This is a genomic window from Modestobacter versicolor, from assembly GCF_014195485.1.
GTDB lineage: Bacteria > Actinomycetota > Actinomycetes > Mycobacteriales > Geodermatophilaceae > Modestobacter > Modestobacter versicolor.
The window spans coordinates 1411101-1432738 of record NZ_JACIBU010000001.1 but is presented as its reverse complement, the minus strand read 5'-3'; the positions used below and the strand labels follow the sequence as shown (position 1 = coordinate 1432738).

Below are 21638 nucleotides of genomic sequence, written 5' to 3'. Positions count from 1 at the left end.
GCCGGCCGGTGACCTGCGGCTGTGCCGACGCTGTGAACAGCAACCTTCAACCAACCCGCCGCCGGGGTCCGTCGTACCGTGGCCGGGTGGCTGGGCGACGTACGGGGGCAGCCGGTCGCTGGGCGCTCGTGGGTGCCGCCGTCGCCGTCCTGGTGGCGCTGCCGTCGGTGATCGCCGCACTGCCCGCCTCCGACGCCGCCACCTCCGCAGCCGAGCTGCGGCGCGCGGTGCTGGCCTCGGACGGCGTCGCGTTCACCGGCTACGCCCAGGCCGCCGGCGGCCTCGACCTGCCGGTGGGCGACCAGCTGACCGGCGTCGCCGACCTGCTCAGCGACCGGACGACGATGCGCGCCTGGTACCGCGGGCCCACCGCCTGGCGGGTCGACGTCGTCTCGCCGACCGGGGAGACCGGCGTGCACGCCGACGGCGCCGGCACGTGGACCTGGGACTACGAGGACGCCACGGCGACCCGGAGCACGCCGAGCCCGCTCGCGCTGCCGGCCGCACCGGACCTGCTGCCCAGCGCGCTGGGCCGCCGGCTGCTGTCGGAGGCCACCGACGAGGAGCTCAGCCGGCGCGGCGCCGACCGGGTCGCCGGCCGCGACGCCCTCGGGCTGCGGCTGGTGCCGGCCGAGGCGGCCTCGTCGGTCGCCCGGGTCGACGTCTGGGTCGACGCGGCCAGCGGCGTGCCGCTGCGGGTGCAGGTCTTCGGCGAGGACGCCGCCGGCGCCGGCGCAGAGGCCGCCCTGGACACCGGCTTCCTGGACTTCTCCCTGGACACCCCGGCCGACGACGTGCTGGCCTTCGCCGTCCCGCCGGGTGCCGACGTGCGCACCGGCGAGGACTCGCGGCTGCTGCAGGCAGCGGACCGGGCCGGCCGGGACGGCGACCGGGTCGCCCGCCCGGCGGAGCTGGCCGGGCTGCCGCGGCGCACCATCGAGGGCGCGCCGCGGGGCGTCGGGGTCTACGGCCGCGGCATCACCCTGCTCGCGGTCAGCCCGCTGCCCGGCCGGGTCGCCTCGCCGCTGCGCGACGCCCTGCTGGCCTCGCCCGAGGCGGTCGTCGACGAGCTCGGCGTCCGGATCTCGGCCGGCCCGCTCGGGCTGATGCTGCTGCGCGGGCCCGACGGCCCGGTGCTGCTGGTCGGCACCGTCAGCCTGGACGCGCTGGCCGCCGCGGCCACCGAGTTGACCGGAGGGGACAGCTGACCACCGTCATCGGCACCCAGGGCCTGACCAAGCGGTACGGCCAGCTGCGCGCGGTCGACGGCATCGACCTCGACGTCCGGGCCGGCGACGTCTACGGCTTCCTCGGCGCCAACGGCTCGGGCAAGACCACCACGGTGCGGATGCTGCTCGGCCTGGTCCTGCCCACGTCGGGCTCGGTGCAGCTGCTCGGCGAGCCGATGCCCCGGGCGGCCCGCCGGGTGCTGCCCCGGGTGGGGGCGCTCATCGAGGGCCCGGCGCACTACGGGCACCTCTCCGGCCGGGCGAACCTGGCGCTGCTCGACGCCGCCGGCCCGGGGGGCTCCCGGCGCACCCGCACCGCCCGGGTCGACACCGTGCTGGAGCAGGTCGGCCTGGCCGGGGTGGGCCGCCGGCCGGTCAAGGCCTACTCGCTGGGCATGCGGCAGCGGCTCGGCCTGGGCGCTGCGCTGCTGCGCCGCCCGGAGCTGCTGGTGCTCGACGAGCCGACCAACGGGCTGGACCCGCAGGGCATCCACGAGATCCGCGACCTGCTGCTGGACCTGCACCGCGGCGGGACGACGGTCTTCCTCTCCAGCCACCTGCTGGCCGAGGTCGAGCAGCTGTGCACCCGGGTCGGGGTGCTGGACCGGGGGCGGCTGGTGCTGCAGGACCAGCTGGCCACGCTGACCGCCCCGACCGGCGCGACGATCGTCGAGACGCCAGACCCCGAGCGGGTCCGGGCCGCCCTGGACGGGCGGGTGCTGCGCGTGGGCGCCGGCCGGGCCGTCGTCCGCGGCGACGACCCGGCCGAGGTCAACGCGGCGCTGGTCGGCGCGGGCGTGCCGGTCACCGGTCTCGCGCTGGAGCGCCCGACCCTGGAGGAGGTGGTGCTGGCCGCGGCGAGCACCAGCGCCGACCGGGTCGACGCACCGGGGGAGAGGTCGCGCCGGTGATCGCCGTCGAGCTGCGCAAGCTGTTCCGGCGTCCCCGGACCTGGGTGACGATCGGGCTGCTCAACGCCCTGCCCGTGCTGGTCGCGGTGCTGCTGGCGCTCACCGACCTGGCGCCGCGGCCGGGCGAGGGCCCGGTGTTCCTCTCCGCCGTGCTGACCAACGGCACGCTCTACCCGCTGGCCGCCCTGGCCATCGTCCTGCCGCTGTTCCTGCCGATCGCGGTGGCGCTGATCGCCGGTGACTCGGTGGCCGGCGAGGCGCAGGCCGGCACGCTCCGCTACCTGTTGGCCCGCCCCGCCGGGCGCACCCGGCTGCTGGTGGCCAAGCTGGTGTCGGTCTTCGCCTTCGTCTTCGTGACGGTCCTGGTGGTCGCCGCCGTCGGTTACGTCACCGGGCAGCTGCTCTTCGACGTCCAGCCCCTCGGTGGCACGTCCTTGTCGGGGACCACGCTCACCCCCGAGCAGATCGCCGGGCGGACGGTGCTGGCGATCGGCTACGTCGCCGTCTCGATGCTGGGGGTGGCGGCGTTCGCGCTGTTCTTCTCCACGCTCACCGACTCACCGCTGGCGGCGATGCTCGGCGCGCTGGGCATCCTGGTCGCCTCGTCGCTGCTGTTCACCCTGGACGCCGCGTCGTCGTTCGCCCCGTACCTGCCGACCCGCTACTGGCTGGCCTTCGTCGACCTCTTCCGCTCGCCGATCGAGTGGCGCGACATCGTGCGCGGGCTGGCGCTGCAGGGCGTCTACGTCGCGGTGCTGCTCGGTGCCGCCTGGGCGAACTTCACCACCAAGGACGTCACCAGCTGACCCTCAGCCGGTGGCGAGGGCGGCGATCGCGTCGCCCCGGGCGATCTGGAAGGGCCCGTAGGCGTTGACCATGGCCACCAGGAGCCCGCTGCGCAGCAGGTCCTGCACCCCGGCGGCGGCCTCGGCCAGGCAGCGCTGCGCGACGTCGAGCACCCCCGGGTAGCTGCCCCGCAGGGCGGCCTCGACCTCGGGCACCGGGAAGGGCGGCAGCGCCTGAGCGGCCTCGGTGGCGGCGGTGACCTGCTCGCAGCGGGCGGTGAGCGTGGCCTGGTCGACCGGCGGGACGGAGAGGCCCTCGAGCTTCATCGTCTCGCCGAGCGCGGCCAGCGTCGCCTCCCCGCCGGCGTCGAACCACTGCGACACCGGGCGCTGGGTGGGGGTCGGCGTCGCGCTGGTCGACGGCGCGGCCGACGAGGTGGACGGCGAGGAGGGGGCGGCGTCCAGCGGCCCGTCGTTGCCGGACCCGCAGCCGCCGAGCAGGACCGGGGCGGCGACCAGGACGGCGGCGAGCAGGCGGCGGGACATCCGGCGCAGTCTAGGAGGCGGCCGGTCAGCCCTGCCGGAGCCGGGCGCAGTCACCGGCGCCCAGCTCGACCGGGGGACCGGCCGCCAGCTGCGCCAGCACGATGCCCTGCACGAGGGCGTCGGAGGGCAGTTGCCCGTGCGTGACCCGCGAGTCGGCGCAGACCTCCTGCACGGGCAGGTCCAGCGCGCCCTCCAGCTCGGCGGAGTCCGGCGGGGTGACGGTCTGGTCGGCCGTCGTCCACACCGACACCCAGGTCGGGCCGTCGGGGGTCTCGTCGCCGGCGTTCAGCCCGGCCAGCAGCTCGCTGTCGGTGGTCAGCTGCCGGCAGCCCGCGGGGCACTCGGTGGGCAGGATGCCCGAGGCCAGGTCGGCGACGGTCGTGCCGTGGTGCGGCGAGCCGAGGGTGACGATCCGCCGGGCCTGCGCCGCGCCGCCGTCCGCGGCCCACAGCCGGGCGATCACGCCACCGGCGGAGTAGCCCACGACGTCGACGCTGTCGGCGCCGGTGCGGTCGAGCGCGTCGTCGACCGCGGCGGCCAGCGCGTCGGCGGAGTCGGTGAGGTCGCCGGTGCCGTCGCCGGGCACGGCGACCACCGTGGCGTCCCGGCCGGTGGCGGTCAGCCGGTCGGCGAGCGTCTGCAGCGAGGAGGTCGAGCCGCCGTAGCCGGGCACCAGCAGGACCGGGCCGGGGGTGTCGTCCTGCGCGGCCGGGGCCGCGTCGTCACCGGCCAGCCGGGGGACGACGACGGCGGCCACGACGGCGGCGGCGACCAGGAGGAGGGCCAGCAGCCCGAGCACGAGGCGGCGGCGGGCGGGGGAGAGGCCGGCGAGCACCCCACCACTGTCCCTCGTCCGAGCGCCGCGCGTGGTGGACTGGGTCCGTGCTGACCCGGGACGAGTACCTGGTGGCCTGGTCCCGCTGGCACGGCGGCACCGACCCGGCCGACAGCCGGCTGGTGCACGGCTGGCTGACCCTGGCGTACACCCTCGCCGTGCCGCTGGCCCGGCTGTCGCCGCTGGTGGCGACCGCGCTGGGGCTGGCCGTCGCCGCCGCCGCGATCGGCCCGGCCGCGGCCGGTGGTGCCTGGCTGGTCGCGACCGGGGTGCTCATCGGGTTGTCCGGGCTGCTGGACTCCCTGGACGGGGCGCTGGCGATCGCCGGCGGGCGGGCGTCGCGGCGGGGGTTCGTGCTCGACTCCGCGGTCGACCGGCTCACCGAGGCGGCCTACGCCGTGGCGTTCTGGGTCGCCGGCGCCCCGGGCTGGCTGGCCGTCGCCTTCGGGGCGCTGTGCTGGCTGCCGGACTACCTGCGGGCCCGGGCCGGGCAGGCCGGGGTCAGCGAGACCGGCGCGATCTCGGTGTGGGAGCGCCCCACCCGGGTGGCGATGGCGGGCTTCACGCTGGGCGGCGCCGGGGTGGTGGCCGGGGCGGGGCTCACCGACGTGGTGGTCACCACCGGCGCCGCGGTGGGCTGCCTGCTCGGCGTCGTGGGCACGGCGCAGCTCGGCGTCCAGCTGCGCCGCGCGCTGGCCGACTGACGGCCCACCCCGGGCGGCCCCGGGCCGCTGCTCCTACGCTGGACCCGCCCCGGTGCTCGTACCCGGCCGGGCCCGCCGGCCGCTGGTGGCCGCCGTCCCGGAGGAAGCCCCCCTCATGCCCGTCGTCGTGACCGGTTCCATCGCCACCGACCACCTGATGACCTTCCCCGGCAAGTTCACCGACCAGTTCGTCGAGGGGAAGATGGAGAACGTCTCGCTCTCCTTCCTCGTCGACGACCTGGTGCAGCACCGCGGCGGGGCAGGCGCCAACATGGCCTACGGGCTGGGTCTGCTGGGTCTGCGCCCGGTGCTCGTGGGCGCGGTCGGCGCGGACTTCGACGACTACGACGCCTGGCTGACCCGGCACGGGGTCGACACCGGCAGCGTGCACTGGTCGGAGCTCAAGCACACCGCCCGGTTCACCTGCACGACCGACGTGGCGAACAACCAGATCGCGTCGTTCTACTCCGGCGCCATGTCCGAGGCCTCGCTGATCGAGCTGGCCCCGGTCGAGAAGCGGGTCGGCACCGTCGACCTGGTGATCGTCGGCCCCAACGACCCGAAGGCGATGGCGCAGCACACCCAGGAGTGCCGGGACCGCGGCTACCCGTTCCTGGCCGACCCCTCCCAGCAGCTGGCGTGGGCCGACGGCGAGCTGATCCGCGAGCTGGTCGAGGGCGCGGACCTGCTGTTCACCAACGAGTACGAGCACGCCCTGCTGCTGCAGAAGACCGGCTGGACCGAGGCCGAGGTGCTCGCCCGGGTCGGCACCTGGGTCACCACCCGGGCGGCCAACGGGGTGCGGGTCGAGCAGGCCGACACCGCACCCATCGACGTCATCGCGGTGCCGGAGACCAAGCCGGTCGAGCCGACCGGGGGCGGCGACGCGCTGCGCGCCGGCTTCGTCGCCGCACGGCAGTGGGGGCTGGGGGTCGAGCGGGCCACCCAGGTCGGCTCCGCGGTGGCGACGGCGGCGGTCGAGGTGATCGGCACCCAGGAGTACACCCTGCCCCGCGAGCCGTTCCTCGCCCGCTTCGCCGAGGCCTTCGGCGCCGACGCGGCCGACGAGGTCGCCCCCTTCCTGCCCGCTTCGTGACGGACCGGAACGGCCGCCCTCCAGGGTCCCGCGCCCAGCCTGCGAGGCGTGGGGGAAGGGTGGTCCCTCGTCAGCCGCCGCGCAGGCGCTCGCCGATGCCGGGGTCCGCGCTCCAGTCGCGGTAGGGGATCCGGCGGATCTCCTTGACCTCGCCGATCGTCGACCACTCGTTGCCGCCCAGCCGGGCCAGCGGCCGCAGCGCCTCGATCCGCGGCCGGCCGTCGCGCACGGCGTCCTCGTGGACGGCGATGTGCACCACCCGGCCGAAGACGACGGTGCTGTCGCCGAAGGACACCGTGCCCTGCAGGACGCACTCCAGCGACACCGGCGACTCCGCGACCCGCGGCACGCCCACGACGTCGCTGGGCTCCAGCCGGACGCCGGTGTGCTCGGCCTCGTCGTGGTCCGGCGGGAAGTCCGTGCCGGTGGCGTTGACCTGCTCGAACAGCGACTCCGGGGTGAGGCTGACGGTGAACTCCCGGGTCTGCTCGGCGTTGGTCAGCGAGTCCTTGCGGCCCACCGAGGTGAACTGGACGACCGGCGGGTCGACGCAGGCCACGGTGTAGAAGGAGTGCGGCGCCAGGTTGAGCACGCCGGCCGTCGAGCGGGTGCACACCCAGGCGATCGGCCGGGGCACCACCACCGAGTTCAGCACCCGGTAGAAGGCGCCCGGCTCCATCTCGGCGGGGTCGAAGTGCACGCGGGGAGGTGAGGTCACGCGCCCATCGTGGCCGAGGGCCCGGCGTCCGGCGCGGGCACGGTCACCGGGCGGCCCCGCCAGTGCAGCGCGCCCCGCCGGTGCCCGGCCACCGAGCGGGCGACCAGCACGTCCAGCAGCGCGATCGACACCGGGTGGGCCAGCGCGTCGGGCCAGACCCGGCCGCCGGTGCGGGCGGCGACGGCGGCGCGGCCGGCCACCCCGGCGGCGTAGCCGGCGAGCCCGGCCCGCGAACCGGTCAGCGCGGCCAGCGGCGGGAGCAGCCAGACGGCGCTCAGCGCGGCCGCCGCCCCGACCGCGGCGGCCGGGTGCCCGCCCAGCGCCGACCACAGCGACTTGGCGTAGCCGTCGCGCACGCCCGGCCAGCCGTCGTACATCCGGCAGGCGGCCAGCGTGGAGCCGTCGACGACGACGCCCCGGCCACCGGCGGCCTTGACCGCGCGCAGCAGGGCGACGTCCTCGATCACCTCACCGCGCACCGCGGCGTGCCCGCCGGCCCGGTCGTAGGCCGCCCGCCGGAGCACCAGGAACTGCCCGTTGGCGGCTGCCAGCGACGGCCGGGGCGAGCGCTCGGCCAGCCGCAGCGGCAGCAGCGTGCCCCACAGCCACTGCTGCAGCGGCTGGACCAGCCGTTCGGCGGCGCTGCCGGTGAGCTGCCGGGGCCAGGGGGAGACCAGGTCCAGCTCGGCGTCGTCGAGCACCGCGACGGCGGAGGCGACGGCGTCGGGCATCAGCCGGACGTCGGCGTCCAGGAAGACCAGCACCTCGGCGTCGGGGGCCGCCGCGGCGCCCTGCGCGCAGGCGTTCGGCTTGCCCAGCCAGCCTGGCGCCGGCGGGACCGCGCGCACCAGCCGGACCCGGTCGTCGGTGACGACCCGCTCGGCGGTGCCGTCGGTGGAGCCGTCGTCGACGACGACCACCTGCAGGTCGGGGACACCCCGCTGGTCGAGGACGGCGGCCAGGCAGCCGGCCACCTGCGCCACCTCGTCGCGGACCGGGAGCACGACGGTGACCGGCCGCCGCACCGGGCGGGGGGCGTCCGGCGGCCGGCGCAGCAGCCGGGTGTTGACCGCCGCGTGCAGCGCCCCGAGCACCGACAGGCCCGCGCCGGCGCGCACCACCCCGCGGATCACCGCCGCCGGCTCCGTTCCCGGCGCACCACGGCGACCAGCACGGGCAGCGCCAGCAGCACGCCCCAGACGGCCGAGCCCGGCAGGTCCAGCCAGCCGGCGTGCGCCAGCGCGCCACCCAGCGTCATCCAGCCCAGCGTGAGCAGCGGTGCGACGTCGCCGATGGCCGGCGGGCCGGGGCGCGCGGTGCGCTCGACGAGCAGGTCCAGCAGGGTCATCAGCACCAGACCGGCGAGCAGCCAGCCGGCCAGGTTGGTCAGCGGCACCGTGTCGATGCCCGGCAGCCCCGGCTCCGGGTGCGCCCAGCGCCAGTAGCCGGCCTGCACCATCTGCGGGTCCAGGACGACGTCCCAGGCGGCGAACAGGTAGGCGGCGACCCCGATCCGCAGCGGCCGGGACCGCGGGACCAGCCGGGCGGCGAGCACCCAGCTCGGCCAGGCCATCAGCAGCCAGGCCAGCGGCACCAGGAACGGGACGCCCAGCAGCGTGGGCCCGAGGGCGTCGCTGTAGGTGTACTCGCCGTAGGGGAACCCGGTGGCCAGCCCCAGCGCCTCCACCAGCACGGCCACCGCCGCGACCAGGCCGAGCACGCCGAGGCCGGTGCGCAGGCCGCGGCTGAGCGCGGCGTGGCTGACCGAGACGCCCGAGCCCAGCAGCACGATCGTCCAGCTCACCGCGTCCCGGGTGCCGCCGTCGGTGAGCGGGTAGGCGATGGCGGTCGCCACCAGCAGCAGCGCCAGGGTCAGCGGCAGCCAGGAACGGGTGGCCGGCCGCCGGACGGCGAGCGAGCGGGTCACCGGCGCAGGCCGCGCAGCCGGCGGCCGGCCCCGGCGCGCAGCCGGGCGGCCGGACGGCGGTCGGCGAGCACCACCCGGGCCGCGGTGCGCCCGGAGTTGCCGGAGACCCCGCCGCCGGGGTGGGTGGAGGCGCCGGTCAGGTACAGCCCGCCGAGGCCGGGCACCCGGTGCCCGGACAGCGCCGGGGTGGGCCGGAAGCCGAACATGCTGGCCAGGCTCATCTCCACGTGCATGACGTTGCCCCGCAGCAGGGACAGCTCCTGCTCCAGCTTCAGCGGCGTCTGGACGTACAGCCGCTGTACCGAGTCGGCGAAGCCGGGCGCGTACCGGTCGACCGCCGCGATGAGCTGCTGGGCGGCCGGCTCGGCCAGGGCGTCCCAGTCGCCGCCGTCGGCGAGCGCGTAGGGGTACCACTGGCCCCAGATCGTGACCACGTGCTGACCCGCCGGGGCCAGGGTCGGGTCGCTCGCGGAGAACGACATCGCCAGCGGCACCGGCTCGCGGGGGATCTCCCCGGCCAGGTAGTCGCCGTGCGCGCGGGCCAGCTGGGCCCGGTCGGTGCACAGCAGCTGCAGTCCCTGCACCGCCTCGTCACCGACGCCGGGGTAGGCGGGCAGCGCGTCGGTCTGGCAGCGCAGCACCAGGCCGAAGCCGTTGCCCAGCGCCGGGTCGGCGTCGGCGAGGGCCGGGGGAGCGTCGTCGCCGGCCAGCGCCCGGGTGGCCAGCACGTGGCAGGCGGCGACGACCACAGGTGCGGTGATCCGCCGTCCCGACGTCGTCTGCACGCCGGTGACCCGCCGGTCGCCGTCCGGCCCGTCGACGAGCAGCCGCGCCGCGCCGTCGCCCAGGGTGACGGTGCCCCCGTCGGCGGCGAGCCGGGCGGCCAGCGCCTGGGTCAGCCCGCCGGAGCCGCCCACCGGGTGGCCGGGCGGCACGTCGTGCAGCAGCGCGACCCAGCCGACCATGGCGGCCGTGCCCGGCTCGGACATCGGCGGGCCGGACTGGGCGCCGAACCAGGCCAGCGCGGCCTTGAGCCGCTCGGAGGAGAACCAGCGGTCCAGCAGCGCGTCGCCGGAGCCGAGGAAGTCCACCGCGATCTCCCCGCCCGGGGTCCGGGGGCGCCGGGAGCCGATCGGCCACAGGTGGCGCACCAGCCGGCCGGGGCTGGGGCGGTCGCCGAAGGCCTGGACGACGGCGGCGCTGCGCGGGCCCCACACCTCGACGAACCGGCGGTAGGCGGTCGCGTCGGCCTCCCCGCAGGCGGCGGCGATCGACGCGCAGGTGGCGTCCAGGTCGACGGAGAACACCAGCGGCCGGCCGGCCGGGCCCGGGTCGCCGGGCACCGGCGCGGGCGCGAACCCCCACGGGTCGCAGTCGACGTAGCGCAGCCCGAACCGCTCGAGCTCCAGCTCCTCGACCACCCCGCTGTGCCGGATGATCACGTGCGCGCTCGAGCCGCGGTCGACCCGCACGCCGGGCCAGCGCTCGACGGTGGAGACCGCGCCGCCGAGCACCTCGTCGGACTCGACGACCTCCACCCGCAGGCCGGCGCGGGCGAGGTGGCAGGCGGCGACGAGCCCGTTGTGGCCGGAGCCGATGACGACGGCGTCGGTGGTGACGTCGGGCAGTCCGGCGACGGTGATCAGTCCTTCGGTCGGGGCGGTGCGAGCGGCAGCCGGGCGCCGAGGATGGCGAACGGCCGGGCGTCGCCGGGGAAGTGGTAGCCGCGGGCCAGGTCGACGAAGCCGTCGGCGTGGTAGAGCCGGAAGGCCTTGGTGTCGGTGTCCGGGGTGCTCAGCAGCGCGGCGGGGTGCGGCAGGTCGGCCACCAGCGCGTGCAGCAGCTGGCGCCCCAGGCCGCGGCTCTGGTGGTCGGGGTGCACGTGCAGCTCGCAGACCTCGAACGCGCCGGGCAGCCACTGCTTCGCCGTCCGCCGGTCCAGCGCGTTGCGCACCTGGTCGTGCCACCACTGGCCCGGCGCCACCAGGTAGCCGTAGCCGAAGCCGACCAGCTGCTCGCCCTGCGCGGTCTCGGCGAAGCCGCCGACGGCCCGGAAGCCGGGGCGCTCGGTGTGCTGGACGGCGTAGCCGTAGCGCCCGGCGACCACGGACTCGCCGTAGCCCATCGCCGCGCCGTAGATGGCCAGCGCCTCGTGCAGGTGGTCGCGCAGCCAGCGGGTGGGCAGCTCGGTGACCCGGGTGGCGGGCGTGGTGTCGGTCATCGGTGGGTCGCCTCTGCGTCGGCCTGCGCTGCTGCGACCGGACCGGGACCCACCTCGGCGGGGGTGCCCTCGGTGAGCCGCAGCAGCTCGTCGTAGGTGGTGGGGAAGACGGTGTGCGGGTGCCCGGCGGCGGCCCAGACCCGGTCGTGGCGGGCCAGCTCGACGTCGACCAGGGTGCCGATGGGGGCGGGGTGCCCGAGCGGGGCGACCCCGCCGATGGCCTGCCCGGTGTGCCGCCGGACGAACTCCGGGGTCGCCCGGGTGATCGCCGGGACGCCGAGCAGGTCGGCGACCAGGGCCTCGTCGACCCGGTGGGCACCGCTGGTGAGCACCAGGAGCGGCTCACCGCCGACGTCGAACACCAGGCTGTTGGCGATCGCACCGACCTCGACCCCGAGCTGCGCCGCGGCTGCGGCGGCGGTGCGGGCGCTGTCGGTGAGCACGTGCACCTCGCCGGCGGCCCCGGCCGCGCGCAGCTGCTGCGCGACCTCGGCGACCCGGGGGTGGTGCGGGGGCTCCGCTCCGGTCATGCGGCGATCCTCCCACCGGCCCGGGCGGCGTGCCGCACCCGGCATCCGCGGTGCTCAGCGCCGGTCAGCCGGTCCCGCCGGCGGGTGGTCGGGCCGACCGCCGGGCGTTCGGTGCAGTGACTGCAACGACACGGCCGCGGACACGCCCGCGTCGGCTTGACGCTGCAGGCGGGCTCCGGTCTACTTCTAGGTGTTCGAACACCTGTTCGAACACCGGTGGACCCGTCCACCGGCCCGGGCCGCCGTGCACCTCGGTGCACGTGCGCTTCCCCGCCGGGCCGGGCGACGGGCCGGCCGGTGGGGGGCTGAGAGTGCGGGAGTCTGTCATGAGCCGGGTGCTCGTCGGGGCCGGAGGCCGCGTCGGTGAAGAGGTGCAGGTCGAGCAGGGGTCGTCGGGGCCGGCCCAGTTCTGGCGCGGGCAGACCCGCTACGCGGTGGGCGAGCTGCTCGACTCCTGGGTCGAGACCGCGCCGTGGTGGCAGGCCGACGCCGGCGGTGGTGCGTCGGCGGAGCTGGTCGCCACCCGGCAGGTCTGGCGGGTCGAGGCGGTCCGCGCCGGCCGCTCCCGGATGGACTTCGCCGGGGTGTTCGACCTGTCCTGGGAGCCCACGGCCAACCAGTGGCTGCTCGTCCGGGTGCACGACTGATGGGCGCCGCACGGGCCATGTCGTTCGAGGACCAGCTCCCGTTGCCCCCGCCGCTGCCGGCCCACGCCGCCCAGCTGCTCGGCCAGGCCCACCGGGGGCTGGCCGAGGCGGCCGCCTCCCCCGACGCGGGCTGGCGGTACGCCACCGCGCACCTGGCCGCCCTGCGCGGCGCGGCTGCCGTGCTGGCCGCCCGCACCCGCCCCGAGCCGGGCCGCCGCCGGCCGCGCAGCGCCTGGGTGCTCATCGGCCAGGTCGCCCCGGAGCTGGCCGAGTGGGCGGCGTTCTTCGCCGCCGGCGCGGCCAAGCGCGCCGCGGCCGAGGCCGGGATCACGCACGCGGTCACCGAGCGGGAGGCCGACGACCTGGTCCGCGACGTGACCACCTTCCTGGGTGTCGTCGAGGCGGCGATCAGCCGCGCGGTGCCCCCGCAGAGCCCGGCCCGGCTGCGCTCGACGGACGGCGGCCGCCGCCGCCCCGCCGGTCGCCCCGGTTCGTGAACGACCCCTTCGTCCACCTGCACGTCGCCTCGGGCTACTCGATGCGGCACGGCGCCAACCACCCGGCCGACCTCGTCGCCCGGGCCGCCGAGCACGGCATGGGCGCTCTCGCGCTGACCGACCGCGACGGCCTGTACGGGGCGGTGAAGTTCGCGCTGGCCTGCCGGTCGGCCGGGATCCGGCCGCTGTTCGGGGTCGACCTCGCCGTCGACCCGGCAGTCGGCGGCGAGCCGGGCGAGCCCGGCCGGGTCCGGGCCGCCGACCTGCACCGCGCCCGCCACCCGGCCGGCCGGCGGTCACCGGCCCGGGGCGGGGCCAGCGTCGACCCCCGGCTGCCGCGGGTCACCTTCCTGGCCCGCGACGGTGCCGGCTGGGCGTCGCTGTGCCGGCTGACCAGCGCCACCCACCTCGGCGGCACCCGCGGCGAGCCGGTGAGCTCGCTGCAGCTGGCCGGCGAGCACTCCTCGGGCCTGCTGGCGCTGCTGGGCCCGGACTCCTCGGTGGGCCGGGCGCTCGCCGCGGGGAACGAGGACCTGGCACGCGCCCGGCTGGCCGCCTGGCGGTCGGTGTTCGGCAGCGGCGACGACGGGTCCGCGCTGGTCCTCGAGGTCGTGCACCACCGCGGCCGGGGCGACCGGTCCCGGGCGCAGGCGATGCTGCGGTTCGCCGCCGAGACCGGGGTGCCGGCGGTGCTCACCAACGCGGTGCGCTACGTCGACGCCCTCGACGCCCCCACCGCCGACGTGCTCGACGCCGCCCGCCGGCTGGTGCCGCTGGGGGAGCGGCACGTCGACCGGCGCACCGCCGAGGGGTACCTGAAGTCGGGCAAGGAGATGGCCGACCTCGCCGACGACCTGGCCGGCCCCGACCGGGACGCCGCCCAGCGGCTGCTGGTCACCACCGCCCGGGTCGCCGAGCAGTGCGCGGTCGACGTGCGGGACGACCTCGGCATCGGCACGGTCCGCTACCCCGAGCTCGACGTGGTCACCACCGCGGCCGAGCGCGGGATGGGCCCCTCGGCGGTGCTGCGGGCGCGCTGCGAGGCCGGCTTCGGCCGCCGGGCGATGACGCCGTCGGCCGCGGTGCGGGAACGGCTGGACGACGAGCTGTCGGTCATCGACTCCCTCGGCTACCCCTCCTACTTCCTCACCGTCGCCGACGTGGTGGGCCTGATCAAGGAGCTGCGGGTGCGGGCCGCGGCGCGCGGGTCCGGCGCCGGCAGCCTGGTCACCTACCTGCTGGGCATCTCCGACGTCGACCCGGTCCGCTACGGGCTGCTGATGGAGCGCTTCCTCTCCCCGCTGCGCGTCCAGCTGCCCGACATCGACATCGACGTCGAGTCCGCCCGGCGGATGGAGGTCTACGACGCGGTGATCGAGCGCTTCGGGGCGCAGCGGGTCAGCTGCATCTCGATGATGGACACCTACCGGGTCCGGCACGCCATCCGCGACGTCGGTGCCGCGCTGGGGCTGCCACCGGCGGAGGTCGACGCGGTCGCCAAGGCGTTCCCGCACATCCGGGCCAACCAGGTGCACGCGGCGCTGCACGACCTGCCGGAGCTGCGGGCCAGCCGGCTGGGCACCCGGCGCGGCGGCGGCACCGGCGACCTGGACCTGATGTTCGACCTGGTCGCCCGGCTCGACGGGCTGCCCCGGCACATCGCCCTGCACCCGTGCGGGGTGCTGCTGTCCGACGCGACCCTGCTGGACCGCACCCCGGTCGAGCTCAGCTACCTCGGCTACCCGATGAGCCAGTTCGACAAGGACGACGTGGAGGAGCTGGGGCTGCTCAAGCTGGACCTGCTGGGCATCCGGATGCAGTCGGCGATCGCGCACGCGATGGACGAGGTCGCCCGGGTCGACGGCGAGCAGGTGGAGATCGACGCCGTCCCGCGCGACGACCCGGCCACCTTCGAGCTGATCCGCAGCACCCGCACGCTCGGCATGTTCCAGATCGAGTCGCCGGGGCAGCGCGAGCTGGTCGGCAAGTTCGGCCCGCAGACCTTCGAGGACCTCATCGTCGACATCTCGCTGTTCCGGCCCGGCCCGGTCAAGAGCGACATGGTCACCCCGTTCCTGATGGCCCGGAACGGCTGGCGCGACCCGGTGTACCTGCACCCGGCGCTGCAGCCGGCGCTGGAGCAGACCGCCGGGGTGGTGGTCTTCCACGAGCAGGTGCTGATGATCGTGTCCGCGATGACCGGCTGCTCGCTGGCCGAGGCCGACGAGGTGCGCCGGGCGCTGGGGGAGAAGGACGCCCACCCGGAGGTGAAGGCCTGGTTCGCGCCGCGGGCGCTGGAGGAGGGCTTCGAGGTCGCGGTGGTCGAGCAGGTGTGGGAGGTGCTGGTCGCCTTCGGGTCCTTCGGCTTCTGCAAGGCCCACGCCGCGGCGTTCGCGCTGCCCACCTACCAGTCGGCCTGGCTGAAGACCCACCACACCGCGGCGTTCCTGGCCGGGGTGCTCACCCACGACCCGGGGATGTACCCCAAGCGGCTGATCCTCGACGACGCCCGCAACTTCGGGGTGCGGGTGCTGGGGCTCGACGTCAACGCCTCCACCGGCAGCTACCGGGTCGAGCGGGTCGACGCCGCCGACGACGAGGCTGCCGGGGAGCGACCGCGGCCGGCGTGGATGCCGGCGTCGATGCCCGACCCCGGCCGGTACGGCATCCGGCTGTCGCTGGCCGACGTCAAGGGCATCACCGACGACGAGGTGGCCCGGGTCGTCGCCGGGCAGCCCTACCGCTCGCTGGCCGACTTCTGGACCCGGGCCAACGTCTCCCGGCCGGTGGTGGAGCGGCTGGTGCTGGCCGGCGGGTTCGACGCGGTCTACGGGTTCGAGGTGCGCGACAGCGAGGGCGGCCGCCCCACCCGGCACCGGCAGTCGGTCACCCGCCGCGACCTGCTGCTGCAGATCGGCGAGCTCGACCGGTGGAGCCGCAGCGGGGCCAAGGCGGCCGGCACCGGGCAGCTGGGGCTCGACCTGTTCGGTGCCGAGGCCGGCGACGACGCCCCCGGGCTGTTCGACGTGGAGGAGGAGGGTGCCGGGGCGCCGCAGTTCGTCAGCTCCGGGCTGCCGGAGTTCACCGACGCCGAGCGGGTGCGCGCCGAGCTGGAGGTGCTGGGGCTGGACGCCAGCCGGCACGTCGTGGAGTTCTACCGGCCGTTCCTGGCCGCGCTCGGCGCGGTGCCGGCGGGCGAGCTGCTCGGCTGCCGCAGCGGCGCGGAGGTGCTGGTGGCCGGGGTGAAGGTGGCGACCCAGACCCCGCCGATCCGGTCCGGCCGCCGGGTGGTGTTCGTGACCCTCGACGACGGCACCGGCTGCGCCGACTCGACCTTCTTCGAGGACGTGCAGGGCCCCTACGCCGCGACGGTCTTCCACTCCTGGCTGCTGGTGGTCCGCGGGGTGATGCGCCGCACCGGGCCGCGCGGAGTGTCCATGCGGGCCACCGGGGCGTGGGAGCTGCCGGCGCTGCACGAGGCGTGGGAGACCGGCGGGCTGGCCGCGGTCGCGGAGCTGATGGCCGCGCCGGGGGAGTACACCGAGCAGGCGATCGCCGGGGCGGCGGCGTCCCGCGGGTCGCGGCCGGTCGTCGTCCGGCCGGTGCTGGTGCACCCGACCGGGTTCCGGATGTCGCCCTACGCGGACATCAAGCCGGCCGGCGAGGACGCCGCGACCGCTGCGCGCCGGGCGGCCGCCGCACCGCCGCGGAAGCTGTGGCACTCCAGCCCCGGCAGCTCGGGCCACTGACGAAGGACCCGGAGGTGACGTGCTGGAACGGCCCCGCTGCAGGGCCCCGCCACGAGCGTGCGAGTGGTGGGGGGGCAGCGGGGTCCTCGTTCAGACCGGGGCGAAGGCGACGAGCAGGCGCCAGCGGTCGCCCTCCTCGCGGTGCACCTGGAAGTCCCGGCGGGCGCCGAAGCGGGGCTCCGGGCGGGGGTGCTCCTGGGCGCGCGCCATCCCGAAGGCCTTCGCCTCGTCGTCGCAGGCAGCGGTGAAGGTGTCGGTCGGGTACCCGTACCCGTCCAGCAGTCGGTAGCTCGGCATGGCGGGCAAGGTAGGGCCGCTGTTCGCACACCGTGCGGCAGGCGCACGAACTCGCGGCCTCATCCAGCCCAACAGTCCCGCGCGGCGCTCCAGCACCGCCGCGGCCGGCTCGTGCCGGGACGGACCTGTCGGACCCGGCTGCCATGGTCCGCGGCATGACCGCTGCCGGCACCGACGCCTTCGACTTCTTGCACGGCCGTTGGCAGGTGCACAACCGCAAGCTCCGGGACGTCACCGACCCCGGCTGCCACGACTGGGTCGACTTCGACGCCACCAGTGAGGTGCGCCCCGTCCAGCACGGGCTCGGGAACGTCGACCTGATGGAGGTGCCCGACCCGCCGGACGGCCCGCCGTTCGAGGGCCTCAGCCTGCGGCTGTACGACCCGACCTCGGGCACCTGGCGCATCTGGTGGAGCTCGACCCGCGCGCCCGGCCGGCTCGACCCACCGGTGGTCGGCCGTTTCACCAGTGACCGGGGCGTGTTCGACTGCGCCGACGTCCTGGGCGGCCGACCGGTGCTCGTCCGCTTCGAGTGGCGGGCCGACCCGGACACCCCGCTCTGGCAGCAGTCCTTCTCCTTCGACGACGGGGCCAGCTGGACGCCAAACTGGACCATGTCCTTCAGCCGGGTCGCCGGCTCCGCGCAGCCTGACCGCCGACCGGTCCGCGCCGGGTGACCGGCGACCCCCGCCACTAGGCTCCGCTGGGTGACGACCCCTCCTGCCACGGCAGCGCAGGCCCCGGCGCGGACGGCGGCGATCTGGGCCGCCCTCGACCCGGTCGTCAGCGCCGGGCCGCCGCTCCAGGTGCTCGACGTCGGCGGGGGCAGCGGCATGTTCGCCGTCCCGCTGGCCCAGCTCGGCCACCAGGTGACCGTCGTCGACCCCAGCGCCGACGCGCTCGCCACCCTGCACCGCCGGGCCGCGACCGCCGGCGCCGGCGAGCGGGTCCGTGGCGTCCAGGGTGACGGCGACCGGATGCTCGACGCCCTGCCCTCGAGCGAGCCCTACGACCTGGTGCTGTGCCACTACGTCCTCGAGGTCGTCGACGACCCGGCCAGCACGCTGCAGCAGATCGCCGGCGTGCTGCGCCCCGGCGGCCGGCTGTCGGCGGCCTCGGCCAACCGGGCCGGTGCCGTGCTGGCCCGCGCCATCGGCGGCCACCCGGTCGAGGCGCGGGCGCTGGTCACCGGGCAGGACCCGGCCCCTGCCCGGGGTGGCCCGGCCCGCCGCCGGTTCAGCCCCGACGAGCTGCTCGCCCTGATCGCCGGTGCCGGGCTGGAGCCGGGGGAGTGGCGGGGCGTCTCCGTCGTCACCGACCTGCTCGGGGCCTCGACCGGTGCCGACTCCGACGCGCTGCGGGCGCTGGAGCTCTCGCTGGCCGGCACCTCGCCCTACCGCGACGTCGCCACCGCCCTGCACGTGCTGGCCACCCGCCCGGGGGCCTGACCGACCCCGATGAGCGTCCCCGACGACCTCGCGGTCCCGCAGTACGGCGACAACACCCTCGCCGACGTGCTGCCCAGCGTCGCCACCGCGCTCGGGGTGCCGGTCCGGCGCGGTGACCTGCCGGTCGACCCGCTGGACCTCACCCCGGCCCTCGGCGGCGCCCGCCGGGTCGCCGTGCTGCTCGTCGACGGGCTGGGGGCGGAGCTGCTGGCCGCGCACCCCGACGAGGCCCCGGTGCTCAGCGCGCTCGGCACCCCGGCCGGCGTGCTGTCCGCCCCCTGCCCGAGCACCACCCCGGTCAGCCTCGCCACGCTGGGCACCGGGCTGCCGCCGGGCAGCCACGGCGTGCTCGGCTTCGTCACCGAGGTGCCCGGTACCGGCCGCACGCTCAACCACGTCCAGTGGCGCGACGACCCCGACCCGCGGCAGTGGCAGGCCCAGCCGACCGTCTTCGAGCAGGCCACCGCGCACGGCGTCACCTGCACCGCGGTGGGCCCGCACGCCTTCGCCCGCTCCGGGCTGACCGCGGCCGCCTACCGCGGGGCCGACTACGCCGACGCCTACAGCCCCGGTGACCTCGTCGCGGTGGTGCACGCGGCGCTGGCCACCGGCGACCGCAGCCTGGTCTACGGCTACACCGCCGACCTGGACCTCACCGGCCACGTCCGCGGCGTCGACTCGGCGAGCTGGCGGCACCAGCTCGGCGTCGTCGACCGGATGGTCGAGCAGCTCGCCGCCGGCCTGCCCGAGGACGCCGTCCTGCTGGTCACCGCCGACCACGGCATGGTCGACGTCCCCGACCACACCCGGCTCGACGTCGGCGAGGAGCCGGGGCTGACCGACGGGGTCCGGCTGCTCACCGGCGAGCCGCGGGCCCGCTACGTGCACACCGAGCCCGGCGCCGCCGACGACGTCCTGGCCACCTGGCGCTCGGTGCTCGGCCACCGCGCCTGGGTGCTCAGCCGGGCCGAGGCGATCGAGCGCGGCCTGTTCGGCGACGTCGTGGAGTCGGTCGCCGACCGGGTCGGCGACGTCGTCGCGCTGGCCCGGGGGAGCTGGGCGTTCACCGACGTCGCCACCGAGCCGCACAGCTCGCTGCTCGCCGCGTTCCACGGCTCGCTCACCCCGGCGGAGCTGGCGATCCCGCTGCTGGCCGCCCGGGGCCGCGCGCTCCGCTAGTCAGGCCGGCGCGGCGACCTGCAGCGCCAGCGGGTGCCAGGTGCGCCAGTGCCCCGGGTTGGGTGCAGCGCAGGTCAGCCGGTGCGCCGACGTCGACAACCGGCTCTCCAGGGTCACCAGCACGTCGCCGGCCGGCCCGGCGAGGGTGACGTCGAACCGGTCGATGCCCGGGGCCGGGGCCGGCAGCGCGCGGACCCGCCGGGGCGGCAGGTCGTGCACCCCAAGCAGGCCGAGCTCGCCGCGGGCGTGGTGCTGGGCCGCCTGGGCCGCGGGCACCAGCCCGGCGCGGCCGCGCAGCCACGGCAGCGCCACCTGGCCGGCGGCGTGCGCGGCGACCAGGGCGCTGCCGTCCTCGGGCACCTGCCCGTAGACGAACCCCCAGGGCAGGACGACGACGTTCGCGGCGAACCGGTCGCCGCCCAGGTGGCTGGTCTCCCACACGTCGACCGGCGCGCCGCCGGCCGGCAGCGCCCGGGCCAGCGGCCGGCCGCGCACCGCGCAGCAGACGTCGTGCGCGCCGTGCGTGCACACCAGGTAGGTGGGCGTGGTGGACGGCGTGCCCACCGACCCGTCCCACGGCACCTCGAGCAGGTCGGCGTCGGTGTCCCGGGTGGACCACCAGATGGTCTCCACGCCGGGGGTGGTGTCGGCGACCGCCCACCGCCGCCCGGAGGCCGACAGCCGCTCGCCGGCCCGGCGCACCAGCTGGACCCGGACGCCCAGCTCGCGGGCGCGGGCGGCCAGCCGCGAGGCCACCCGGCGGTCGAAGCGGGACTCCAGCAGCGCGTCGCGCCCCCACGGGCCCGGCTGCTCGACCAGCAGCCAGCGGCGGGCCGGCGGCGCGGTCGCCACCGGGGAGTCGCCGCGCAGCAGCGCCTGGACCGAGCAGCGGGCGTCGTCGAGCCGGCCCGCGGGGGTGGAGCGCAGCACCGGTGCCTCCGGCGCCCGGCAGAACTCCGGATCGGCGCTCACCGGTCCGGTCGGCTCAGGCCCCACCGGTGTCGCCACGACCCCCATCGTGCCCGGTCGACCCGGCCCGGGCGTCGGGCACCACCGCGATCGACTCGGTCACCAGCCGCCGGGCCAGGGTGAGCTGGTCGGCGGCGTCCAGGCCGGGCAGGTCGCCGACCTTCAGCTCGCCGGCGGCCAGCAGCGCGGCCAGCGCCGGCCGGGTGTCGGCCGGCAGGTCGTGGGTGCGCCGCCCGGCGACCAGCGCGACCCGGTCGCCGTCCGGCTCGCGCAGCTGCAGCCGCAGCAGCGGGCGCACCCGCAGCACGGTGCCGGCGGTCAGCGCGGCGGCGGCGCCGGACTGGGCCAGCGGCGACACCGGGGCCGGGCGCACCTGGGCCCAGGTGCGGGCCCGCAGCGCGTCGGCGACGGCGGCCGGGTCGACCTGCCCCAGCCACCGCTGCAGCCCGGAGAGCACCGCGGCGACGTCCTCGGTGGTGCTGCCGGGGTCGGCGAGGTCGACGCCCAGCGGCAGCGAGCCGCGCAGCGCGGGGTCCTCGGCGGCGAGGGTGCGCACCAGGTCCAGCGCCGACTCGACCGCGCCCCAGCGGGTCACCGAGTGCACGCCGACGGTCAGGTGGGCGCTGATCTCGCCGAGCGCCACCGCCGAGTGGATGTAGCCGCGGGGCAGGTAGAGGGCGTCGCCGGGGCGCAGCACGGTGTCGATCACCGGCGCGCGCTCGGCTGCGGCGGCCACCTCCGCGAAGCGGTCGGTCCACGGGTGGGTGCGCAGCGGGTCGGCGAGCACGGGCGCGTGGATGGTCCAGTGCTTCTCGCCGGCGACCTGGAGGACGAAGACGTCGTGCACGTCGTAGTGCGGGGAGAACCCGCGTGAGGACGGCGGCGTGACGTAGGCGTTGACCTGGGTGGGGTGCCCGAGGTCCTCGGCGAGCTGGCCGGCGAAGTCGACCAGCGGCGGCCACAGCCGGTGCAGGCCCTGCAGGACGACGGTGCTGCCCTCGGCGAACAGCCGGAGCACCGAGTCGGAGGACACCTGGTCGGCGATCTCGGCGCCGGCGCCCTGCGAGCTGGTGAAGCGCTTGGCGTCGACGACGGCGCCGTCCTTGGCGATCCGCAGGAAGGGCGTGCGCAGGCCGCGGGTGCTCAGCAGCTCGTCGACGGCGTCGAGGTCGAGGAGGTCGGTGAAGGTGCCGCCGAGCTCCTCGGCGGTGGAGAGCAGCGGCCGGCGCGACCAGTGCTCGGCGGCGAAGACCTGCGGGTCGACGCTGATGCAGCGGCGCAGCGCCGGGCGGGCGCCGCCCTCCCGGGGGGAGGACGGCGCCCGGTCCTGCCGTTCACGGTCGGACACGC

Annotated in this window: 22 protein-coding genes; 11 read left to right on the top strand and 11 right to left on the bottom strand. The window is 76.8% G+C overall.

Translation table 11 applies throughout. The features are described 5' to 3' along the window. The first annotated feature begins 86 nt into the window (after nucleotides 1-86). The 3 genes from FHX36_RS06935 to FHX36_RS06925 are packed head-to-tail and all read left to right on the top strand — an operon-like array spanning nucleotide 87 to nucleotide 2946. Nucleotides 87-1208 carry a LolA family protein gene (locus FHX36_RS06935; protein WP_258372722.1) on the top strand — a complete coding sequence of 374 codons (1122 nt, stop codon included), beginning with the start codon at nucleotides 87-89 and terminating at the stop codon, nucleotides 1206-1208. Beyond that, nucleotides 1205-2140, top strand: a complete 936-nt coding sequence (locus FHX36_RS06930; protein ID WP_110552284.1) for an ABC transporter ATP-binding protein — start codon at nucleotides 1205-1207, stop codon at nucleotides 2138-2140. The genes FHX36_RS06935 and FHX36_RS06930 overlap by 4 nt, the downstream gene beginning before the upstream one ends. After that, a complete protein-coding gene (locus tag FHX36_RS06925; RefSeq protein ID WP_110552279.1) occupies nucleotides 2137-2946 on the top strand; it encodes an ABC transporter permease in 810 nt (269 codons plus the stop codon). The genes FHX36_RS06930 and FHX36_RS06925 overlap by 4 nt, the downstream gene beginning before the upstream one ends. A 3-nt stretch (nucleotides 2947-2949) precedes the next feature. Here FHX36_RS06925 and FHX36_RS06920 read toward each other — a convergent pair whose 3' ends face one another. Together FHX36_RS06920 and FHX36_RS06915 are read right to left on the bottom strand one after the other, a co-directional pair. Next, a complete protein-coding gene (locus FHX36_RS06920) occupies nucleotides 2950-3471 on the bottom strand; it encodes a hypothetical protein (RefSeq protein WP_110552280.1) in 522 nt (173 codons plus the stop codon). A 25-nt stretch (nucleotides 3472-3496) separates the two neighbouring features. Further along, entirely contained in the window at nucleotides 3497-4306 is an 810-nt protein-coding gene (locus FHX36_RS06915; protein WP_110552281.1) for a lipase family alpha/beta hydrolase, read from the bottom strand. Between the two features lie 47 nt (nucleotides 4307-4353). Here FHX36_RS06915 and FHX36_RS06910 point away from each other — a divergent pair, with 47 nt between their 5' ends. Both FHX36_RS06910 and FHX36_RS06905 read left to right on the top strand, forming a co-directional pair. After that, nucleotides 4354-5010, top strand: coding sequence for a CDP-alcohol phosphatidyltransferase family protein (locus FHX36_RS06910; protein WP_183513635.1), 657 nt, complete (start codon nucleotides 4354-4356; stop codon nucleotides 5008-5010). A gap of 115 nt (nucleotides 5011-5125) precedes the next feature. Beyond that, nucleotides 5126-6106, top strand: coding sequence for a carbohydrate kinase family protein (locus tag FHX36_RS06905; RefSeq protein WP_110554263.1), 981 nt, complete (start codon nucleotides 5126-5128; stop codon nucleotides 6104-6106). Nucleotides 6107-6176: 70 nt separating this feature from the next. Here FHX36_RS06905 and FHX36_RS06900 read toward each other — a convergent pair whose 3' ends face one another. The 6 genes from FHX36_RS06900 to FHX36_RS06875 are packed head-to-tail and all read right to left on the bottom strand — an operon-like array spanning nucleotide 6177 to nucleotide 11502. Beyond that, on the bottom strand, nucleotides 6177-6824 hold the full coding sequence (locus FHX36_RS06900; protein WP_220036110.1) for a flavin reductase family protein: 648 nt from the start codon (nucleotides 6822-6824) through the stop codon (nucleotides 6177-6179). Next, nucleotides 6821-7957, bottom strand: coding sequence for a glycosyltransferase family 2 protein (locus FHX36_RS06895; RefSeq protein WP_343056581.1), 1137 nt, complete (start codon nucleotides 7955-7957; stop codon nucleotides 6821-6823). Before FHX36_RS06895 ends, FHX36_RS06900 begins: the two co-directional genes overlap by 4 nt. Further along, a complete protein-coding gene (locus FHX36_RS06890; RefSeq protein ID WP_110554408.1) occupies nucleotides 7954-8751 on the bottom strand; it encodes a carotenoid biosynthesis protein in 798 nt (265 codons plus the stop codon). Before FHX36_RS06890 ends, FHX36_RS06895 begins: the two co-directional genes overlap by 4 nt. After that, entirely contained in the window at nucleotides 8748-10349 is a 1602-nt protein-coding gene (locus FHX36_RS06885) for a phytoene desaturase family protein (protein WP_343056679.1), read from the bottom strand. Before FHX36_RS06885 ends, FHX36_RS06890 begins: the two co-directional genes overlap by 4 nt. Before the next feature lie 44 nt (nucleotides 10350-10393). Beyond that, entirely contained in the window at nucleotides 10394-10972 is a 579-nt protein-coding gene (locus FHX36_RS06880) for a GNAT family N-acetyltransferase (protein ID WP_110552669.1), read from the bottom strand. Continuing rightward, entirely contained in the window at nucleotides 10969-11502 is a 534-nt protein-coding gene (locus FHX36_RS06875; RefSeq protein ID WP_110552668.1) for a YbaK/EbsC family protein, read from the bottom strand. The genes FHX36_RS06880 and FHX36_RS06875 overlap by 4 nt, the downstream gene beginning before the upstream one ends. Nucleotides 11503-11828: 326 nt before the next feature. Here FHX36_RS06875 and FHX36_RS06870 point away from each other — a divergent pair, with 326 nt between their 5' ends. Genes FHX36_RS06870 through FHX36_RS06860 form a run of 3 tightly spaced genes read left to right on the top strand, consistent with a single transcriptional unit; the run spans nucleotide 11829 to nucleotide 16395 of the window. Continuing rightward, complete coding sequence (locus FHX36_RS06870; RefSeq protein WP_110552667.1) at nucleotides 11829-12149, top strand: DUF6504 family protein; 321 nt, start codon at nucleotides 11829-11831, stop codon at nucleotides 12147-12149. Then, nucleotides 12149-12646, top strand: coding sequence for an SAV_6107 family HEPN domain-containing protein (locus FHX36_RS06865; RefSeq protein WP_181428805.1), 498 nt, complete (start codon nucleotides 12149-12151; stop codon nucleotides 12644-12646). The genes FHX36_RS06870 and FHX36_RS06865 overlap by 1 nt, the downstream gene beginning before the upstream one ends. Continuing rightward, on the top strand, nucleotides 12643-16395 hold the full coding sequence (locus tag FHX36_RS06860; protein WP_110552666.1) for a DNA polymerase III subunit alpha: 3753 nt from the start codon (nucleotides 12643-12645) through the stop codon (nucleotides 16393-16395). Before FHX36_RS06865 ends, FHX36_RS06860 begins: the two co-directional genes overlap by 4 nt. 90 nt (nucleotides 16396-16485) lie before the next feature. Here FHX36_RS06860 and FHX36_RS06855 read toward each other — a convergent pair whose 3' ends face one another. Next, nucleotides 16486-16692 (bottom strand): hypothetical protein, encoded by a 207-nt coding sequence (locus FHX36_RS06855; protein ID WP_110552665.1) that lies wholly within the window; start codon nucleotides 16690-16692, stop codon nucleotides 16486-16488. Between the two features lie 155 nt (nucleotides 16693-16847). On the opposite strand from FHX36_RS06855, the gene FHX36_RS06850 reads away from it, so the two are divergent. The 3 genes from FHX36_RS06850 to FHX36_RS06840 are packed head-to-tail and all read left to right on the top strand — an operon-like array spanning nucleotide 16848 to nucleotide 19319. Further along, nucleotides 16848-17369, top strand: a complete 522-nt coding sequence (locus FHX36_RS06850) for a hypothetical protein (RefSeq protein ID WP_110552670.1) — start codon at nucleotides 16848-16850, stop codon at nucleotides 17367-17369. Between the two features lie 30 nt (nucleotides 17370-17399). Further along, nucleotides 17400-18140 carry a methyltransferase domain-containing protein gene (locus tag FHX36_RS06845; RefSeq protein WP_110552664.1) on the top strand — a complete coding sequence of 247 codons (741 nt, stop codon included), beginning with the start codon at nucleotides 17400-17402 and terminating at the stop codon, nucleotides 18138-18140. 9 nt (nucleotides 18141-18149) lie between these two features. After that, on the top strand, nucleotides 18150-19319 hold the full coding sequence (locus FHX36_RS06840; RefSeq protein WP_110552663.1) for an alkaline phosphatase family protein: 1170 nt from the start codon (nucleotides 18150-18152) through the stop codon (nucleotides 19317-19319). Here FHX36_RS06840 and FHX36_RS06835 read toward each other — a convergent pair whose 3' ends face one another. Together FHX36_RS06835 and FHX36_RS06830 are read right to left on the bottom strand one after the other, a co-directional pair. Further along, nucleotides 19320-20291, bottom strand: a complete 972-nt coding sequence (locus tag FHX36_RS06835; RefSeq protein WP_258372792.1) for a ferredoxin family protein — start codon at nucleotides 20289-20291, stop codon at nucleotides 19320-19322. It lies immediately after the preceding gene. Nucleotides 20292-20304: 13 nt separating this feature from the next. After that, nucleotides 20305-21636 (bottom strand): JmjC domain-containing protein, encoded by a 1332-nt coding sequence (locus FHX36_RS06830; protein ID WP_183513633.1) that lies wholly within the window; start codon nucleotides 21634-21636, stop codon nucleotides 20305-20307. Between the last annotated feature and the right edge of the window lie 2 nt (nucleotides 21637-21638).

Excerpts from the sequence above, each read along its gene's own strand:
- FHX36_RS06855 (WP_110552665.1), bottom strand. The coding sequence starts at position 16,692 with ATGCCGAGCTACCGACTGCTGGACGGGTACGGGTACCCGACCGACACC.
- FHX36_RS06920 (WP_110552280.1), bottom strand. The coding sequence starts at position 3,471 with ATGTCCCGCCGCCTGCTCGCCGCCGTCCTGGTCGCCGCCCCGGTCCTG.
- FHX36_RS06880 (WP_110552669.1), bottom strand. The coding sequence starts at position 10,972 with ATGACCGACACCACGCCCGCCACCCGGGTCACCGAGCTGCCCACCCGC.
- FHX36_RS06905 (WP_110554263.1), top strand. The coding sequence starts at position 5,126 with ATGCCCGTCGTCGTGACCGGTTCCATCGCCACCGACCACCTGATGACC.
- FHX36_RS06875 (WP_110552668.1), bottom strand. The coding sequence starts at position 11,502 with ATGACCGGAGCGGAGCCCCCGCACCACCCCCGGGTCGCCGAGGTCGCG.
- FHX36_RS06840 (WP_110552663.1), top strand. The coding sequence starts at position 18,150 with ATGAGCGTCCCCGACGACCTCGCGGTCCCGCAGTACGGCGACAACACC.
- FHX36_RS06850 (WP_110552670.1), top strand. The coding sequence starts at position 16,848 with ATGACCGCTGCCGGCACCGACGCCTTCGACTTCTTGCACGGCCGTTGG.
- FHX36_RS06865 (WP_181428805.1), top strand. The coding sequence starts at position 12,149 with ATGGGCGCCGCACGGGCCATGTCGTTCGAGGACCAGCTCCCGTTGCCC.
- FHX36_RS06870 (WP_110552667.1), top strand. The coding sequence starts at position 11,829 with ATGAGCCGGGTGCTCGTCGGGGCCGGAGGCCGCGTCGGTGAAGAGGTG.